The following is a 16,560-nucleotide window of genomic DNA, read 5'->3' as shown; positions in this document are numbered from 1 at the left end:
ATCGATGGAATAAGGTATCAACCAGTTTCTATTGAAAATCGATGGGCTTTAATTCCTCTTCATTTTCGTCAGGTATTTTATTGCGTAACTCTTTTTCAGGGATGATTGTTTCGAATGCTTTTTTGCGTACATCGCCAAAACTGAGCTGATCCGGAAGCTCTTGATTGATGAATAACCATGCAAATTTCCTCATAACAAAAGAATCAATTTGTTTGCTTACCGCATAGTCCGTATAAGCATCTTTTGTTTTTTCTTTAAGGTCGGCTTCAAATTGTTTTAAGCTCAAGGAAAAAGCGTCAATTAAATTATCATTCAATTTAAGGTATCTCTGGGAGAGATAACATAGAAGATAAAGATAAGTCTGCTCAGATTTTAATTTCTTCCGTAATTCATAGGCATCATAATAATCAACAAGACTTGCATAGTAGTGAATATTTTGCTGCGAGAGGTTGAGTTTAGGCAAGAGCGATTTAGCTAACTGAAAGAGGGCTTTTATTGAAAGCAACTTTTCGCGCTCAGCACTTATCATGCGTGCTTTAAAATCTTTTGTATCCTGCTTGAGATCCGCTAATTCAGAGAGTGTTTGGTCCTCTTTTTCCAGTAACAATTTTTGCAAAGCGGATTTATCCTCTATCGTCAGGGATTCTCCAAGAATTGATTCTAACCGATTACGTTCCGTATTTAAGACTTTGCTCACAATCGTTTGCAAAGTTGTATATCCGGGACGCAATATTTTCTTTTTTTGCATAAATGCGAGTAATTCGATGACGATAAATTGTGGGCTAACATCACGGCGCAAAATCTGTTGTGCCTGAGCAATTAATAATGGTTCAAATTCTTTTGACCAAGACTGATAACCAAAATGCGCTGTAATCACGGTGCATTGTGCATAATATTGGTGTTTACTAATAGGGGTTGGATGAAACTGTTGTTCTGGGAAATACTCTTCCATAATGAAATCAATGTCTTCCTGCACCTCTTCCCACTTAAATGGAAAGAACCGATGTTTCGCCTTGAAGTAACCTATTTGAATGGCGCAATGGATTTGGGCTGATAAATCATCACGGCTGCACATCAAGACTTGCTCTTCAGGGGTGAGATTGAGGTAGTTCGAACGCTGAACATCATCAAAATCAGGGATCTCATACAAAGCGGCTTGCTCCGCTTCAGATAAAATAGTTAGGTTATTATTGCTTGCTCGCATGAATAAATTTTACTCTATAAACGGGGCAGTGGATTCTACCAAACATTCTGAACAGTGGCTATTTATCGGAAAGATAAGAAATACAGATCCAGTGTGGTTAAGCTCTATCGATTATTTTATAATGGCTCACCAAACACTGTTTTACGGAAAGTTTGCTACAATAGTATAATGATGCCACCTAAAAAAATTAAAAATAGCCTGCTTAGAGCACGTGAATACTTAACACCAACAGAGATTGACAAGTTAATCGCGGCAGCAAGGCATACTGGTAGACACGGTCAGCGCGATGCAACAATGATACTGCTCGCCTATCGACATGGATTGCGAGTTTCCGAATTGATTTCTCTTTGTTGGACACAAATTGATTTGGAACAAGGGGTGTTTCACGTTATTCGTCGTAAAAATGGTTTATCTACCCATCATCCGCTGTTTGGCGCAGAACTTCGCGCACTTCGGCAATTGAAACGTGATTATCCTGAAACTGACTATGTATTCATGACTGAGCGAAAAGCACCAATAACTGGGGATACATTTCGAAAGATTGTTACACGAGCAGGTGAGGTTGCCAAATTAGGTCTGTCCGTACATCCTCATATGCTTAGGCATTCTACAGGGTATAAGCTTGCTAATGATGGACGAGACACAAGAAGCATTCAGCATTATTTAGGGCATAAAAATATTCAGAATACAGTGCGGTATACTGAAATGTCTGCAACTCGATTCAAAGGATTCTGGAGTGATTAAAAAAAGTCATCAATGCCTGAATTATTTGATTGTGAATCAAAATATTTTAATATGGGTGATTCCCGAATCTAAGTACAAATACAAAATATTGGTTGCACTATTTCTAAAGGATTAACAATGAGTTCTATTGATGCAGTTATCTCATGGGTTGATGGTTACGATCCTAAGTATCAACAAAAATTAAGTTCTTTCTGTATTCAGAAGGGGATTGAACAGGACATTGCGGTGGAACCCACTCGTATTCAACAATGTAATGAAATTCATTATTGCTTGCATTCATTGTATCGTTTTGCTCCGTGGATAAGAACTATTTATATAATTACTAACCAGCAAACACCTCAAGCTGTTTTAGATTTACAAGGAAGCGCCTTTGGAAATAAAATTAAGGTAATCGATCAAAATGATTTGCTCAATGAATTTAATATAACATCCCCTGTATTTAACAGCCTTAGTATTGAATGGCTAATTTGGCGTATCAAAGGATTATCCAATCAGTTTCTTTATTTTAACGATGATTTTTTCATTATTCGCGACGTAACCCCCAATGATTTTTTTCGCAATGAATGCATCGTTCTTCGCGGTAAGTGGAAAATACAAGCGGAACAAAAAATATCATACCGAATTAAAAAATATTTCAGCGTTTTGATTGGAGAAGATAAGGTGCAACCCAATACAAATCCTCATCGGTCTTGGCAGGAAAAAAGCGCCAGACTTGCAGGACTAGATAAACATTTTTATCTATTGCCTCATGCCCCATTCCCATTGATCAAAGAAACCTTTGACGATTATATGATACAAAAACCAGAATTATTTGTAGATAATCTCCACTACCCATTTCGTGATCCAGAGCAAGTATCCAGTATTCCACTGATGGTGCATTTGGACATTAAACATAAAAGAGTACTATATGACTCTAATCATCAGTCAATCATGGTCAACGGAGCTTGCCACTCCTTTAAAAAAATAAAGGCTCGTTTGCACAGTGTACAACATAATCATCAAATTTCCTTCGTCTGTATGCAGAGCATTGACCAAGCACCTCAAGAGACTCGAAAATATATGTTGGACTGGTTACAACAAACTATCAAGTAAAGCTAGCCATGTTTTATAAGCATCTAAGATGACTAAAAATCGGTCGGAAATTTCTGGGGTTAGCGTTTAGAACCCCTTCCTGGTGGCCTGCATGGCAAGATTGGCTCGCCAGTCATTCGGGTAATAAAGTGTTACCTCCTTCATTAGGAAACTCAAAAAAAGGGTATAAAGTTATATGTGATGCACCAGGAACCTATGTTTTTCAAAAGTGATGCATAAAGGATGTGTCTGGTTAGTGATTTTTTAAACCTGAGCTAGCAAATAAGGGAGAGTTCTCATTATGAAACTCAGTATAGGCCACCCCAAAGATTCCAAATCAACCCTGGGATCGAAAATTGATATGCAAGATGATTTACAAACTCTGCCTCTGCCAGAAGTGGAGAGACTATTAGAAACATCTAAGGACGGCTTAAATCATCAAGAAGCACAAAAGCGGCTGGCCCAATATGGGCCGAATCAAATAGAAGAAAAAGAAGAAAATCCCATCCTGAAATTCCTTTCTTATTTTTGGGGTCCTATCCCATGGATGATCGAAATTGCGGTGATCCTATCAGGAGTAGTTCGACATTGGCCAGATTTTTTCATCATTCTCATTTTGCTTATATCCAACGCTTTGGTTGGATTCTGGGAGGAACACGCAGCAGGTAATGCCATTGCGGCGCTGAAGGCCAAATTAGCACTCAAAGCACGCGTGAAACGTGATGGAAAGTGGATCAACACACCAGCAGGTGAGCTGGTTCCTGGCGATATGATTCTTCTGCGTTTAGGCGACATTGTACCTGCCGATGCACGCTTGTTAGAAGGTGATCCTATAGAGGTGGATCAGTCCACACTCACTGGAGAATCATTACCCGTCACTCGCAAATCAGGCGAGGCTGTATTTTCTGGCTCGATTATTCGTCAAGGAGAAATCGAAGCACTGGTGTATGCCACTGGAACGAACACCTATTTTGGTAAGACAGCACAATTAGTGGAGGAGGCACACACCGTCAGTCACTTCCAACGCGCGGTGTTAAAAATTGGCAATTATTTGATTGCTTTTGCATTGGTTCTAGTAGGAACAATCATTACTGTTGCAATTTATCGGGGTGATCCAGTTTTAACTACATTGCAATTTGCCTTGGTGCTCACTGTTGCCGCAATTCCTGTAGCAATGCCTACAGTGTTGTCTGTGACCATGGCAGTCGGAGCACGTCTTCTCGCTAAAAAAGAAGCAGTGGTAACGCGGTTAGCCGCCGTAGAGGAATTAGCTGGAGTGGATGTACTCTGTGCCGATAAAACCGGAACGCTTACCCAAAATAAGCTCACTTTAGGTGAACCATTTGGCGTTAATAATATTACAGTTGAAAACTTGATACTCAACGCGGCCCTTGCTTCACGTGCGGATGATAATGACACGATTGATCTGGCGGTTCTTGCAGGTCTTAACAATGTTGAAGTCTTGAAAGAATACCAGATTCTTCATTTTCAACCCTTTGATCCAGTACACAAACGGACTGAAACCACTGTTAAGTCCTCAGATGGGAAAGAATTTAAAGTAACTAAAGGTGCTCCACAGGTAATCTTGGCATTGTCAATTAATGCGAAAAAAGTTGAACCCGAAGTAGATAAAGCAGTCAATGAATTCGCAGCTCGAGGCTTTCGTTCTTTGGGTGTGGCGCGAGCTGATAAAGAGGGACAATGGCAATTTCTTGGTGTGTTGCCTCTATTCGATCCACCACGAGAAGATGCCAAGACAACCATTGCGACTGCAAACCAGATGGGTGTGAAAGTTAAGATGGTAACAGGCGATCAATTGGCAATTGCTGCGGAAACTGCCAAGAAATTAGGCATGGACACCAATATTTTCGATGCCAGCGGTTTTGATACCCCTAAAGAAAAAGTGTCAGTTAAATTATCAGAATCCATTGAACATGCCGATGGTTTTGCTCAAGTGTTCCCCGAACATAAATTCCGTATTATGACGATTTTGCAAAAACTCGGTCACATTGTGGGTATGACTGGGGATGGAGTAAACGATGCTCCTGCTCTAAAGAAAGCGGATTGCGGTATTGCTGTTTCAGGTGCTACAGATGCAGCACGAGCAGCTGCATCGATTGTGTTAATGACGCCAGGTCTCTCAGTCATAATAGACGCAATTAAGGAGAGCCGGAAAATTTTCCAGCGCATGAACAGTTATGCGATCTATCGTATTGCTGAGACCTTGCGAGTGCTCTTGTTTATGACATTGGCTATCCTAATCTTTAATTTTTATCCAATAACTGCGGTAATGATTGTGATGCTGGCCTTACTCAATGATGGCGCCATCTTATCGATTGCATACGATAATGTGCATTATAAAAATGAGCCAGAGGCTTGGAATATGCGTCTAGTGCTGGGAATTGCCACAGTTCTGGGCACTATCGGCCCCATAGCATCGTTTGGACTGTTTTACCTGGGCGACCGCGTTTTCCATCTCGATCACCAACATCTTCAGCCGATGATGTATTTAATGCTATCAGTGGCTGGGCATCTGACGATCTTTCTTACCCGCACACGAGGCCCGTTCTGGTCTATACGCCCCGCAAAGATTTTGCTGTTTGCAGTAATTGGTACCCAAATAATAGCAACATTCATTGCAGTCTACGGATTTCTTATGCCGCCTCTTGGTTGGGGTTGGGCTGGGTTTGTTTGGGGATATGCACTGATATGGGCACTCTTGAGTGACCGTGTGAAACTGCTTGCCTATCGGATTCTTGATCCTGTTAAAGCTTGAATTTGGAAAAAGCGTTCGCTACAAATAAAAGGATATTATGATGATAATCGATCTGAATAATAAACAAGGCTTAGTGACCGGAATTGCCAATGAGCATAGTATTGCCTATGGATGTGCAGAACAATTTCGCCGAGCCAATGCCGAATTAGTAACAACCTATCTTAATGCCAAAGCAGAACCTTATGTTCGTCCTTTAGCCCTGCAATTAAAATCCGCCCTTATTCTTCCTTGTGATGTACAGCAAGAAGAAGAAATTATTGCATTATTTGCTGCGATTGAAAAAAAATGGGGAAAGCTGGATTTCATGTTGCACTCTATGGCTTTTGCTCCTAAAACTGACTTAGATGATAAACTGGTTGAATGCACCAAAGAGGGATTCCTGGAGGCTATGGATATCTCCTGTCATTCCTTAATTCGACTGTCGAAATACGCTGCACCCTTGATGAAGAACGGTGGTAGTATCTTGACTATGAGCTATTATGGCAGCCAAAAAGTCGTGCTCAATTATAACTTAATGGGCGTAGTCAAAGCAGCATTAGAAGCATCAGTAAGATATCTGGCTTATGAGTTAGGTCCCAGCAATATAAGAGTCAACGCGATTTCCCCTGGGCCTATTCAAACACGTGCCGCATTGGGTATTCCTAATTTTTATGAATACATTAAAGCAGAAGAAGAACGATCCCCATTGCACCGTTTGGTTGATATTAAAAATGTCGGCAACTTAGCAGCATTTCTAGTAAGTGATGCCTCTATGGATATGACAGGACAGGTCTATTATGTTGACTCAGGTTACTCCATTATGGGATAAGGAGCACAAACATGTCTTTTATCGAAAATAAAACATTTGATGAACTTAAAATCGGTGATTCAGCGCACCTTAAACGCACACTCACCCCAAAGGATATTGAACTTTTTTCCATCATGTCAGGTGACGTAAATCCAGCCCATGTGGACGCTGAATACGCCAAAGATGATATGTTCCATAAGATCATCGCCCAAGGGATGTGGGGCGCATCACTCATATCAACGGTGCTTGGTACAGAGCTCCCAGGCCCTGGCACCATTTATTTAGATCAAACACTTAAATTTACTGCTCCCGTGGTACCAGGTGATGCGGTCACTGTTATCGTTACCGTGACTGATAAAAATCCTAAAAACCATATCGTTGATTTGGAGTGCAACTGCGTGAATCAACACGATAAAACAGTAATCAGTGGTATTGCCACGGTTATTGCCCCAACACTAAAAGTAAAAAGAGAACGGGTTGAATTACCGAAGGTTCTTTTTAAGGAACCTAAAGGTGCTTGGTACAGACATATAATTAAATTGACAGAACACTTTGCCCCTCTTAAAACCGCTGTTGTTCATCCAGTCGATAAACTCGCCTTACAAGGGGCTATCGATGCAGCTAAAGAAAACATCATCATCCCTATTCTGGTTGGTCCAAAAGATAAAATTCTGGCCGCTGCCATTGAAGCCAATCTGGATATTTCTGCCTACGAAATTATTCCAACCCAACATAGTCAGGAGGCTGCTGAGGTTGCAGTGCAGCTTGCACGAGAATGTAAAGTAGAAGCTCTAATGAAGGGAAAAATCCACACCGATGAATTGATGGGGCCCGTTGTACATAAAGAAACTGGGTTGCTTACTGGACGAAGGATGAGTCATGTCTTTTATGTAGAGGCTCCTAATTATTCCAAACCTTTATTTCTCTCTGATGCAGCACTTAATATTCAACCTAATTTACAAGAAAAAAAGGACATTACTCAAAATGCAATTGATTTGTTTCGGACTTTAGGTTTTGGTACCCCAAAAGTTGCCATTGTTTGTGCTGTTGAAACGGTCAATGAAAAAATGCAATCCACCCTCGATGCTGCCGCATTAAGTAAAATGGCTGACCGAGATGAGATAACGGGCGCCATTGTAGATGGGCCACTTGCATTTGATAATGCCATTTCTATTGAAGCCGCACGTGAAAAAGGGATTAGATCAAATGTCGCTGGCGATGCTGACATTATCATTGTACCTGATATTGAATCAGGCAATATGCTCTATAAAGAAATGACTTATCTGTCTGGCATGGAAGCTGCTGGTATCGTGATGGGTGCAAAAATCCCTATTATTTTAACCAGCCGTGGAAGTGATGATATCTCACGTAAAGCGTCTTGTGCACTGGCTTTAGCTTATGTGCGTCATAAGGGGAACAATTAAATGCATAAAGTCATCTTAGTGATTAATTCAGGCTCTTCGAGCATTAAATTTTCACTGTTTGCTTGTCAGCAAAAACTCAATTTGCTTTATCATGGTGAGATTGAAGGTCTTTTTGAGTCGCCTTATTTAACGATACTTAATGCAACCCATGCGCATATTTTCAAACAGAAGATTGTATCCCAAGGACATGAAGCAGGACTAAAATCATTTTTTGACTGGTTTGAGCAACTATCCAATTCCATGACTTTAACAGCAGTAGGACATCGAGTAGTACATGGAGGGATGTATTTCTTTCATCCCACATTAGTGACTGATGAAGCCATGAAAACTATGGCTAGTTTGAATCCATTAGCCCCCTTGCATCAACCACATAATCTGGAAGCCATCAGAATCATCAAAACGATTTACCCTAAATTGCCCCAAGTCGCATGCTTTGATACCACATTTCATCGTACTCAAGAAAAACTGGCAACCCTTTTTGCTATTCCAAGAAAGTTAACTGATGAAGGGGTACTTCGTTATGGGTTTCATGGAATTTCTTATGAATACATTGCCTCCGTCATGACACAACATATGGGTGAGACTGGAAATAAACGCGTCATAGTGGCTCATTTAGGTAATGGCGCGAGTATGTGTGCTATGTATCAATGCCAAAGTGTTGCCACCTCGATGGGATTTACCGCATTGGATGGATTGATGATGGGAACTCGCTGCGGACGCATCGATCCTGGCGTTATTTTATACCTGATCCAAGAAAAAAAATATTCTCCCAAAGAAATGGAACATTTACTTTATAAAGAATCCGGTTTACTAGGAGTCTCCGGCATCAGTAATGATGTACGTGAGCTATTAGCAAACTCTGATGTCAATGCACAAGAAGCCATTGATTTATTTTGTTATCGAGCTGCACTTGAAGTGGGCTCTTTATCTACCGCACTCAAAGGATGTGATGCATTGGTATTTACTGCAGGAATTGGTGAAAATGCAGCAATTATCCGCAAAAAAATCTGCGAACAACTTAGTTGGTTGGGCATTAAAATTAATGATCAAGCTAATGAAATGAATTCGGTTATTATTAGTGATAATGAAAGTAAAATTAGGGTCAGCGTCATCCCAACAAATGAAGAATATATGATTGCGAAACATACTTGGAACATAGTTGAAACCAATTAAATCAAAAATAAAAAAATACAGTCAACACGAATCATTACATCCTATTAAAATGGTCGTGTTTGCAATCATTTTGGGTATTTTAGGTGGATTAGGAGCAATATTATTTCGTACTTTAGTCGCCCTTATCCATAATGTCGCTTTTTTAGGTCATTTCAGTTTTATTTATAATGAAAATCTTCATACATCAGCCAGCATATGGGGAATAGGAGTTATTTTTGTACCTATAGTTGGCAGCATCATGGTTATTTGGCTTATCAAAAAATTTGCTCCTGGACAGAGTGGGCTTGGAGTTCCAGAAATTTTAAACGCTATATTTTGCCAAGATGGAAAAATTCAACCTTCAGTATCTTTGGCTAAGATAATAGCATCTGCTTTGACGATAAGTACTGGTGGTTCAGTAGGACGTGAAGGTCCTGTTTTTCAAATTGGCGCTTTATCAAGCTCCATCATCAGTAATTTGCTTCATTTATCCAGACAACAAAGAAAAATACTCATGGCAGCGGGCGTAGCTGCTTGTACCGCTGTAATATTTGATGCTCCCTTCGCTGGAATTGTATTCGCCAGTGAATTTATGTTAGAGACTATTTCTGTTTTAAGCATAGCGCTCATTATTATTGCGACATCTTTTGCTCTTTGCATTGAATATTTATTGATTGACGTAAAACCGATTTTTTCTACTCCATTAGTAAATCAAATAAACAGTAACCTGACGTTATCTAACCTACTTTTATTTGTTTCTTTTGGGATGCTTGTAGGAATCATTTCAATTTTGCTCATTCGCAGCGTTTATTACTTCGAGGATTTTTTTAATAGTCACTTTAAAAATGTGTTTCTACGTCATATGACTGGGATGCTAATTGTTGGCTTTTTCATGTATTTATCAATGTATTTATTCGGTCATTACTATATTGAAGGAATAGGATTTGCAACAATTCAAGACTGCCTTAATAATCAGATCCTCAATCTATGGCTGTTACTATTTTTGGTTGTAACTAAATTATTGGCAACCTGTTTGACGCTGGGCTCAGGTGCATCTGGAGGAATATTTTCACCTTCCTTATTTATAGGAGCAACTTTAGGAAGCGCTTTCGCTCTTATGATTAATTACTTTGTTCCAACATTTGTTGTAGACCCAGTTTTGTTTACCTTAATCGGTATGGCAGCAATGTTAGGAAGTACTACGGGTGCATTGATTACATCCGTGATATTAACTTGTGAAATGATGAGAAATTATCATTTTATTTTACCTCTAACACTCACTGTATTAATCGCTTATCTAGTTCGTTATTCTTTTTGCCGTGAAAATATATACACTTTAAAATTGCATCGACGAGGTATTGATTTACCGCGAAGATATTTTAATTAGCTTTTAAAGCTCTTCTTCAGGGTTCTCTCGACTTATTTTTCCTCTCGTTTTTTTTACATCACTTGCTTTGTTTTTTTCCAAATCCATAGTCAATGCCGTTATACCTGCAAGGTTGCCCAGTTGCATCGTATCAATAGCTGAACTAGGGACTATAACAATGGTAGAGTTTTCTTTTAGCCCCTCATAAAACATATTCATCGCTCTTAAATGCAACAGGGTTGTTAGTATAGGTTTTGTCCGCTTCGGCAAATTTTTCCGCAACTTGTCGCTCTGAATCCCCAAGAATAACCCGAGCCTGACGCTCTCTTTCCGCCTGTGCCTGCATCGACATGGTATCTTCCAATGCAGGTGGAATCAGAACATCTTTCACTTCAACGGAAATCACCTTAATTCCCCATGGCTCAGTCCGCTCATCGATAATGACTTGCAATTCATTACTAATTTTACCTCGTCCTTCAAGCATGTCCGAAAGCATTGTTTTGCCAATCACATCGCGCAAGGCAGTTTGGCATGCCCAGCCAATGGCGCTTTCGAAATCGGCTACTTCGAGGGCTGCCTTTTTCGGGTCAATTACTTTCCAAAAGAGGACTGCATCAACATCGACAGGTACTGTATCTTTGGTAAGTGTCTTTTCTGCTTTGAATGCTGTCGTGATAACCCGAGTATCTATCCAGTAAGCAACTACATCAATAATGGGTATAATAAAAATAATCCAGGCCCTCTTAAGGCCTGAAAATGGCCCAACCGCAACACAATGGCTCTATTCCACTGATTTGCAACCTTAATTGAGGCAGAAACAATTACAGCGATAACAACCGCGATGCCCAAAACAAAATAACTTATGTTTCCAACAACACCTGGGGGCAATGCATATGCTAATGCTGCGCCGATCAATAGAATTATGAAAAATATTAATCCAGAAAATAGGCTTTGATTTTGCATTTTAGCTCCCTCTTCTTAATCATCCAGCATCAATACATTGCATTGCACAAAATTAGAATTAATAATATCAAGTATAATACAAATCCCTAATTATATATGAAACATTCATTGAATAGAGAAGATGCAGATACTTTTCGATTTGGCCTAGTTCTTAATGGGATCTCCGATCATTTCCCCATTCAAATCACAGCAAAATGTTCAAACAATCAGAGTTATTCCGTATTCAGTTGGAACTTACTTGCCGATGTTCATTTATACAATGATTTTAAAGACATTAGCGAAAGTCATTTTTTTGAAGAAACGATATCAAAATTATCCACAGATAATATTTATTTCAATGAACGAGCCAATGATCTATTTTATTTCTTTTCTGAACTTGGCCAATATTTATATACAAAATGTGTTAAAAATACGATTGTAATTAACAGACAACTTCTTGATGATTTCGTCTCTCTTGATCAACAAATGTCAAAGCTATCTTGGTCAGCAAACCAAGTAATTGCAAAAAACAGAAGACAACAAATTGAAAAAAGTAGAAAATTAATTATTGAATTGATGAAAGACACAATGCATCCATATGCACATAAGTTTCAATCAGCAATCAAACACTGCATCGAACTTATCCACCAGATTCAAAACCCCAATGGAGTATTACGTTGGGAGTCAAGATTTAAATTAATTAAACACAATAAATCTCTTATTCAGCAAATGATTCGAGACGATTTTATTTGTCTACAAGAGTGCACTACCCCTGAAGATATCTACAACTTATTAATTGCACAGGGTAAATCATCGAAGATGCTTGTTTATAGCATTAACAAAAATACAAACGATCATTGTGTATTACTCTATGATGATACTCAATTTAAATTGGTAGGAGATCCTATTTATCATGCTCTGGATGATAAAAAGCCCTGTATTTTTGCTCAATTTAAACATGTGATCACGAATCACAAAGTGATTATAGCTTCTATTCATCATCCCGGAGGTAATCACGATTATGTCAATGAACTATTCAACCAAATAAATCAATTGAGAGTTAGGGATTTCTCTGAGGCTGATTATATGGTAATCGGGGATTATAATCATACAAAAGATTTTTTTAGCCAGCATGGATTAAAATACCCTATATATTATCCCAGTAAATGCACCATGGCAGGAAAGGATTTTGGTAATATTAATCATGCAATAGACGCAGTAATCACTAATTTGGATAAAAAATCAATAAAGGTAACCGTTATTGAAGGATTGCCGGTTTCTCATCCGATACATTGTCCAGTGAACATTATTTTTCAATTAGAGCCTCAATAAATAGATTACTTATATCAATCTTATTTGATGGGTGTACTATCGTATTGCATGTCACAATATCTGTAATACCAGTTTTCATTAGTTCATCATAAGCATTGTTTGCAAACACGGCATGTACAGCGAGACAGATAATATTGTGTATTCCATAAGTTTGGATGTGTTTTATTGTCTCAATCATTGTTCTACCTGTAGAAATAATATCATCTATTAAAACTGGGGTATGATTAGGGTATTGTTCAATCTGTGGCACGGTTGCAGATACATTTGCATCACCAAATCGTGTTTTTTCTACTATTAAATAGGGGGCCTGACTTATTTTAGCAATTTCCGCCACCCATTGGGTGCTTTCCATATCAGGCCCAATTAATAAAGGGTTTTGTACATTGTTCCTTACCCAATGAGCAATATTATCGGTCGCGTGTAACACCTTGGTATCTATAGTAAACACTTCATTTAAAGAATGCCAACGATGCAGATGAGGATCAATTGTAATAAGCCAGTCAAAATAACTGGATAATAACCTCGCAAAATATTTTGATGAAATGCCTTCACCTGAATGAAATTGTATGTCTTGCCGCATGTAGGCAAGATAAGGTGCTATAAGTCCAATTTTATTTGCTCCAAGCTCTCGTGCAGTTTCTACTGCGAGAATTAAAGGTAATGTTTTTTCATTAGGTCTATCAGTACTTAAAATGAAAATAACCGATTTACTTCGTAAATCAGTATCAATTGTTATCATAACTTCTTCATCTGGGAACTGATGAGTCATAATTTTTCCAGCCTCAAAATTTAAGGCATCACAGAGTGTGTTTCTTAATTCATCGGCACCAAATAGGCTAAATGCAACTGTGTTCTTACTCATGATTGTTCCTCAATTTGAAAAATAGTATGACCCTGATGAAGATAAGATAGTGCATAATCAAGCTCCCCTTTTGCTTCGGCGTGAATAATAAAAAGAGGCTCATTCTTTTTAACTATTGAATTGACTTTGGTTAACAGTTCGATACCTGAGGTTTTATAAGTTGGCGCCCCAGCTAATTTTGCAAGACGAGCAATATGGTTGTTATCAATGCTAATAATTTTTCCTGGTTTGGTTGCTTCCACAGTATGCTTATAGTTCGATTGGGGTATAGAAAACATTCCACCTTGGGCCTTACAGATGGCTTCAAATTTTTCTAATGCTTTTCCACTCTCTAAAATTGATGTAGCAATACTTTTACCTGTACCTGATTGAACCTTGGGCGAGAATTCAATAATATGCCCGGCAAGAGTTAAAGCCCGCTCCCTTAAGTCAGAAGGAGCATTTTGATCACCACTTAAAACAGACAATACATCTTGTGCTTCTAATGATGGGCCTATTCCACGACCTACAGGTTGAGTTCCATCAGTAATAATAATGGTTGTTTTAATAGAAAACGCTTGAGCTGTTTTTTCTAGAACGCGTTTAAGGGCATTGGCTTCTTGCAAACTACGAATTTTTGCAGTGGAACCGATTGGGATATCAATAAGAAGATGATTTGAGCCGGCAGCAATTTTTTTAGAAAGAATAGATGCAACAAGCTGGCCTTCTGAATCTAAATTCATTGGGCGTTCAATGCGAATCAGTAAATCATCCGCAGGGCTCAATGAAACAGAACCACCCCAGACAATACACCCATTTTCCTGTTCCACCACCTTACGCATGGTTTTAATATCCAAATTGACTGGTGCAAATACTTCCATAGTATCGGCTGTTCCTGCTGGAGAAGTGATGGCACGAGAAGATGTTTTTGGAATCATCAAACCAAAAGCAGCCACAATCGGTACGACAATTAACGTCGTACGGTTACCAGGTAAGCCGCCAACGCAATGTTTATCAACGATTAAATCAGAGGGCCAGGTTAAGATTTTACCCGTTTTAACCATTGCATGGGTTAGATCAAGTGTCTCTTGTTGGTTAAGTCCTATAGCCGCTGATGCAGAAAGAAACATGGTGATATCAATGTCCGATAAACGACCAGCGCTAAGATCTTCCATAATTTGGTTGATTTCATTTAACCTGAATTCATTCCCATATATTTTTGAGCGTATAAAATTCAATGATTCCAAGGGTCTTGGATGAGAAATAGTAATTACATCACCGCTTTTCGCTTTCAAGAAACTCCATGCGTAAGTCGAAAGACTTGCTTCATTATGATGTAATAACTCAGACTGAACTGTATTCAGTGTTGCGATCAAGGAATGACCATTTAGAGAGACTCTAACCCGTGCCTGTGCTTGAAATCCTTCTGCATTACAAATATGTGAGTCTTCACGAATGTAAATTACAGGTTCTATATAAGTATTAATTCCCAATAACTTGAGCTTTAATTTTGCTTCATTAACATTCATGATAATGTTTCTTTCTGTAAATAATGCGGAACAACACACGACCAACCCAATTGTTGTTCAATTTTTTCCTTCAGCGAGTTTGCTGCAGCAAGCTCACCATGAGTAATAAATACTTTTTTAGGTGCTTTCTTATAAAAGCTTAACCACTTTAATGTTTCTTCATAATCGGAATGCGCCGATGTATTAGATAATGATTCTACCTGAGCCTGGATTTGAACCATTGCACCATGAATTTTTATTTCTTTTTCTCCCTTTACCATGCGAGCTCCACGTGTGCCTTCGGCCTGGTAACCTGTGAAAAGAATCGTATTCTTGCTATCACCACCATAAGCTTTAATATGAAACAAGACACGTCCTCCAGTGGCCATTCCACTTGCAGAAATAATAATTTTAGGAAAAGGATTATTATCTAATTCTTTTGATTCTTCAGGAGTATTAACATAGGTTGCAATATTATTTAATTGTCGGCACTCATCCTCATTTAAGCGCAGGTTCTCAATATGCTTCAGTAAAATATGGGTTGCATTAACTGCCATTGGGCTATCAAGAAAAACGGGAATATCTGGAATGGATTTTTCTTTTTTTAGAAGATAAATATAATGCAACATCGCTTGCGCACGACCAACTGCAAAGGATGGAATCACAACTGTTCCTCCTCGCTGCGCCGTTTTGTTAATAATGTCTTTTAAATAATCTTTGGGATGGCCAGGCTCATGGAGTCGATTTCCATAGGTCGACTCAACAACCAGGTAATCAATATCATGAATCACTGTGGGTGCTTTCATCACAGGATCATGAAGTCTTCCCATATCCCCAGTAAACAAAAGAGAATAATCTTTATGTTGTATACGGATAAATGATGAACCGATGATATGCCCTGCTGGAAGAAACTGAAAACTAAACTCATCAGTCAAATTAACCTGTTGATTAAAAGCAATGGTATCAAAATAATTTAGGGCTTCTTCAGCCTCTTTTTGTGTGTACAGTGGAAATGCAGGAGCATGTTTGGAATATCCGTATTTGTTCGCAATTTCTGCTTCTTCCTCCTGAAGATGTCCACTATCAGGTAGAAGAATGGAGCATAAATCCTTTGTACCTTCTGTGCTATAAATTGTGCCTCTAAATCCATTCTTAATCAAAAGGGGTAAATAACCAGTATGATCAATATGGGCATGTGTTATAAGAACGGTATCGATTGTTGCAGGATCAATGGGCAAGCGATTCCAGTTGCGTAATCTCAAGTCCTTGCGGCCTTGATATAATCCGCAATCCACTAATATTTTTCTATTATCAAAGGATAATAAATATTTGGAACCGGTTACTGTTTCTGTCGCACCAAGGAAGGTAATTTCCATATAATTCCCTTATCATAATTTATATAATTACTTCGGT

General features: G+C 38.8%; 15 protein-coding genes. 8 read left to right on the top strand and 7 right to left on the bottom strand.

Annotation, left to right across the window (positions count from 1 at the left end; genetic code table 11):
* Positions 1-28: 28 nt before the first annotated feature.
* Entirely contained in the window at positions 29-1,204 is a 1,176-nt protein-coding gene (locus tag Lste_RS19860) for a DUF4158 domain-containing protein (protein WP_420324195.1), read from the bottom strand.
* Between the two features lie 168 nt (positions 1,205-1,372).
* Here Lste_RS19860 and Lste_RS15825 point away from each other — a divergent pair, with 168 nt between their 5' ends.
* The 7 genes from Lste_RS15825 (at position 1,373) to Lste_RS15795 (ending at position 10,545) form a co-directional block, all read left to right on the top strand.
* Positions 1,373-1,948, top strand: coding sequence for a tyrosine-type recombinase/integrase (locus Lste_RS15825; RefSeq protein ID WP_058511958.1), 576 nt, complete (start codon positions 1,373-1,375; stop codon positions 1,946-1,948).
* Between the two features lie 117 nt (positions 1,949-2,065).
* Positions 2,066-3,040 carry a hypothetical protein gene (locus tag Lste_RS15820; RefSeq protein WP_058511957.1) on the top strand — a complete coding sequence of 325 codons (975 nt, stop codon included), beginning with the start codon at positions 2,066-2,068 and terminating at the stop codon, positions 3,038-3,040.
* Positions 3,041-3,320: 280 nt separating this feature from the next.
* The gene (locus Lste_RS15815) at positions 3,321-5,795 is read left to right on the top strand and encodes a plasma-membrane proton-efflux P-type ATPase (protein ID WP_202814176.1); all 2,475 of its coding nucleotides are present in this window, start codon (positions 3,321-3,323) and stop codon (positions 5,793-5,795) included.
* 40 nt (positions 5,796-5,835) lie between these two features.
* A complete protein-coding gene (gene fabI / locus Lste_RS15810) occupies positions 5,836-6,603 on the top strand; it encodes an enoyl-ACP reductase FabI (RefSeq protein ID WP_083503997.1) in 768 nt (255 codons plus the stop codon).
* An 11-nt stretch (positions 6,604-6,614) separates the two neighbouring features.
* Positions 6,615-8,006, top strand: coding sequence for a bifunctional enoyl-CoA hydratase/phosphate acetyltransferase (locus Lste_RS15805; protein WP_058511956.1), 1,392 nt, complete (start codon positions 6,615-6,617; stop codon positions 8,004-8,006).
* Positions 8,007-9,179 carry an acetate/propionate family kinase gene (locus tag Lste_RS15800; protein WP_058511955.1) on the top strand — a complete coding sequence of 391 codons (1,173 nt, stop codon included), beginning with the start codon at positions 8,007-8,009 and terminating at the stop codon, positions 9,177-9,179. It begins immediately after the preceding gene.
* A complete protein-coding gene (locus Lste_RS15795; protein ID WP_058511954.1) occupies positions 9,166-10,545 on the top strand; it encodes a chloride channel protein in 1,380 nt (459 codons plus the stop codon). Before Lste_RS15800 ends, Lste_RS15795 begins: the two co-directional genes overlap by 14 nt.
* A gap of 3 nt (positions 10,546-10,548) precedes the next feature.
* Here the strand turns inward: Lste_RS15795 and Lste_RS19480 are convergent, their stop codons facing one another.
* Genes Lste_RS19480 through Lste_RS19470 form a run of 3 tightly spaced genes read right to left on the bottom strand, consistent with a single transcriptional unit; the run spans position 10,549 to position 11,487 of the window.
* Positions 10,549-10,737: a hypothetical protein gene (locus Lste_RS19480; RefSeq protein WP_068310995.1), complete on the bottom strand. Its 189-nt coding sequence runs from the start codon at positions 10,735-10,737 to the stop codon at positions 10,549-10,551.
* Positions 10,727-11,200 (bottom strand): slipin family protein, encoded by a 474-nt coding sequence (locus Lste_RS19475; protein WP_237760533.1) that lies wholly within the window; start codon positions 11,198-11,200, stop codon positions 10,727-10,729. The genes Lste_RS19480 and Lste_RS19475 overlap by 11 nt, the downstream gene beginning before the upstream one ends.
* A gap of 26 nt (positions 11,201-11,226) precedes the next feature.
* Positions 11,227-11,487, bottom strand: a complete 261-nt coding sequence (locus Lste_RS19470; protein ID WP_068310989.1) for a hypothetical protein — start codon at positions 11,485-11,487, stop codon at positions 11,227-11,229.
* Positions 11,488-11,595: 108 nt separating this feature from the next.
* Between Lste_RS19470 and Lste_RS15785 the strand changes: the two genes are divergently transcribed.
* Complete coding sequence (locus tag Lste_RS15785) at positions 11,596-12,798, top strand: hypothetical protein (RefSeq protein ID WP_058511953.1); 1,203 nt, start codon at positions 11,596-11,598, stop codon at positions 12,796-12,798.
* On the opposite strand, the gene Lste_RS15780 is transcribed toward Lste_RS15785, so the two are convergent.
* Genes Lste_RS15780 through Lste_RS15770 form a run of 3 tightly spaced genes read right to left on the bottom strand, consistent with a single transcriptional unit; the run spans position 12,773 to position 16,523 of the window.
* Complete coding sequence (locus Lste_RS15780; RefSeq protein WP_058511952.1) at positions 12,773-13,660, bottom strand: ribose-phosphate pyrophosphokinase; 888 nt, start codon at positions 13,658-13,660, stop codon at positions 12,773-12,775. The genes Lste_RS15785 and Lste_RS15780 overlap by 26 nt on opposite strands.
* On the bottom strand, positions 13,657-15,168 hold the full coding sequence (locus Lste_RS15775; protein ID WP_058511951.1) for a thymidine phosphorylase family protein: 1,512 nt from the start codon (positions 15,166-15,168) through the stop codon (positions 13,657-13,659). The genes Lste_RS15780 and Lste_RS15775 overlap by 4 nt, the downstream gene beginning before the upstream one ends.
* Positions 15,165-16,523 carry an MBL fold metallo-hydrolase RNA specificity domain-containing protein gene (locus tag Lste_RS15770; RefSeq protein ID WP_058511950.1) on the bottom strand — a complete coding sequence of 453 codons (1,359 nt, stop codon included), beginning with the start codon at positions 16,521-16,523 and terminating at the stop codon, positions 15,165-15,167. Before Lste_RS15770 ends, Lste_RS15775 begins: the two co-directional genes overlap by 4 nt.
* Positions 16,524-16,560: the final 37 nt, after the last annotated feature.

It is taken from the genome of Legionella steelei (genome assembly GCF_001468005.1).
GTDB lineage: Bacteria > Pseudomonadota > Gammaproteobacteria > Legionellales > Legionellaceae > Legionella > Legionella steelei.
Note: the sequence above shows the minus strand (reverse complement) of the source record. Positions and strands in the feature narration are given on the sequence as shown.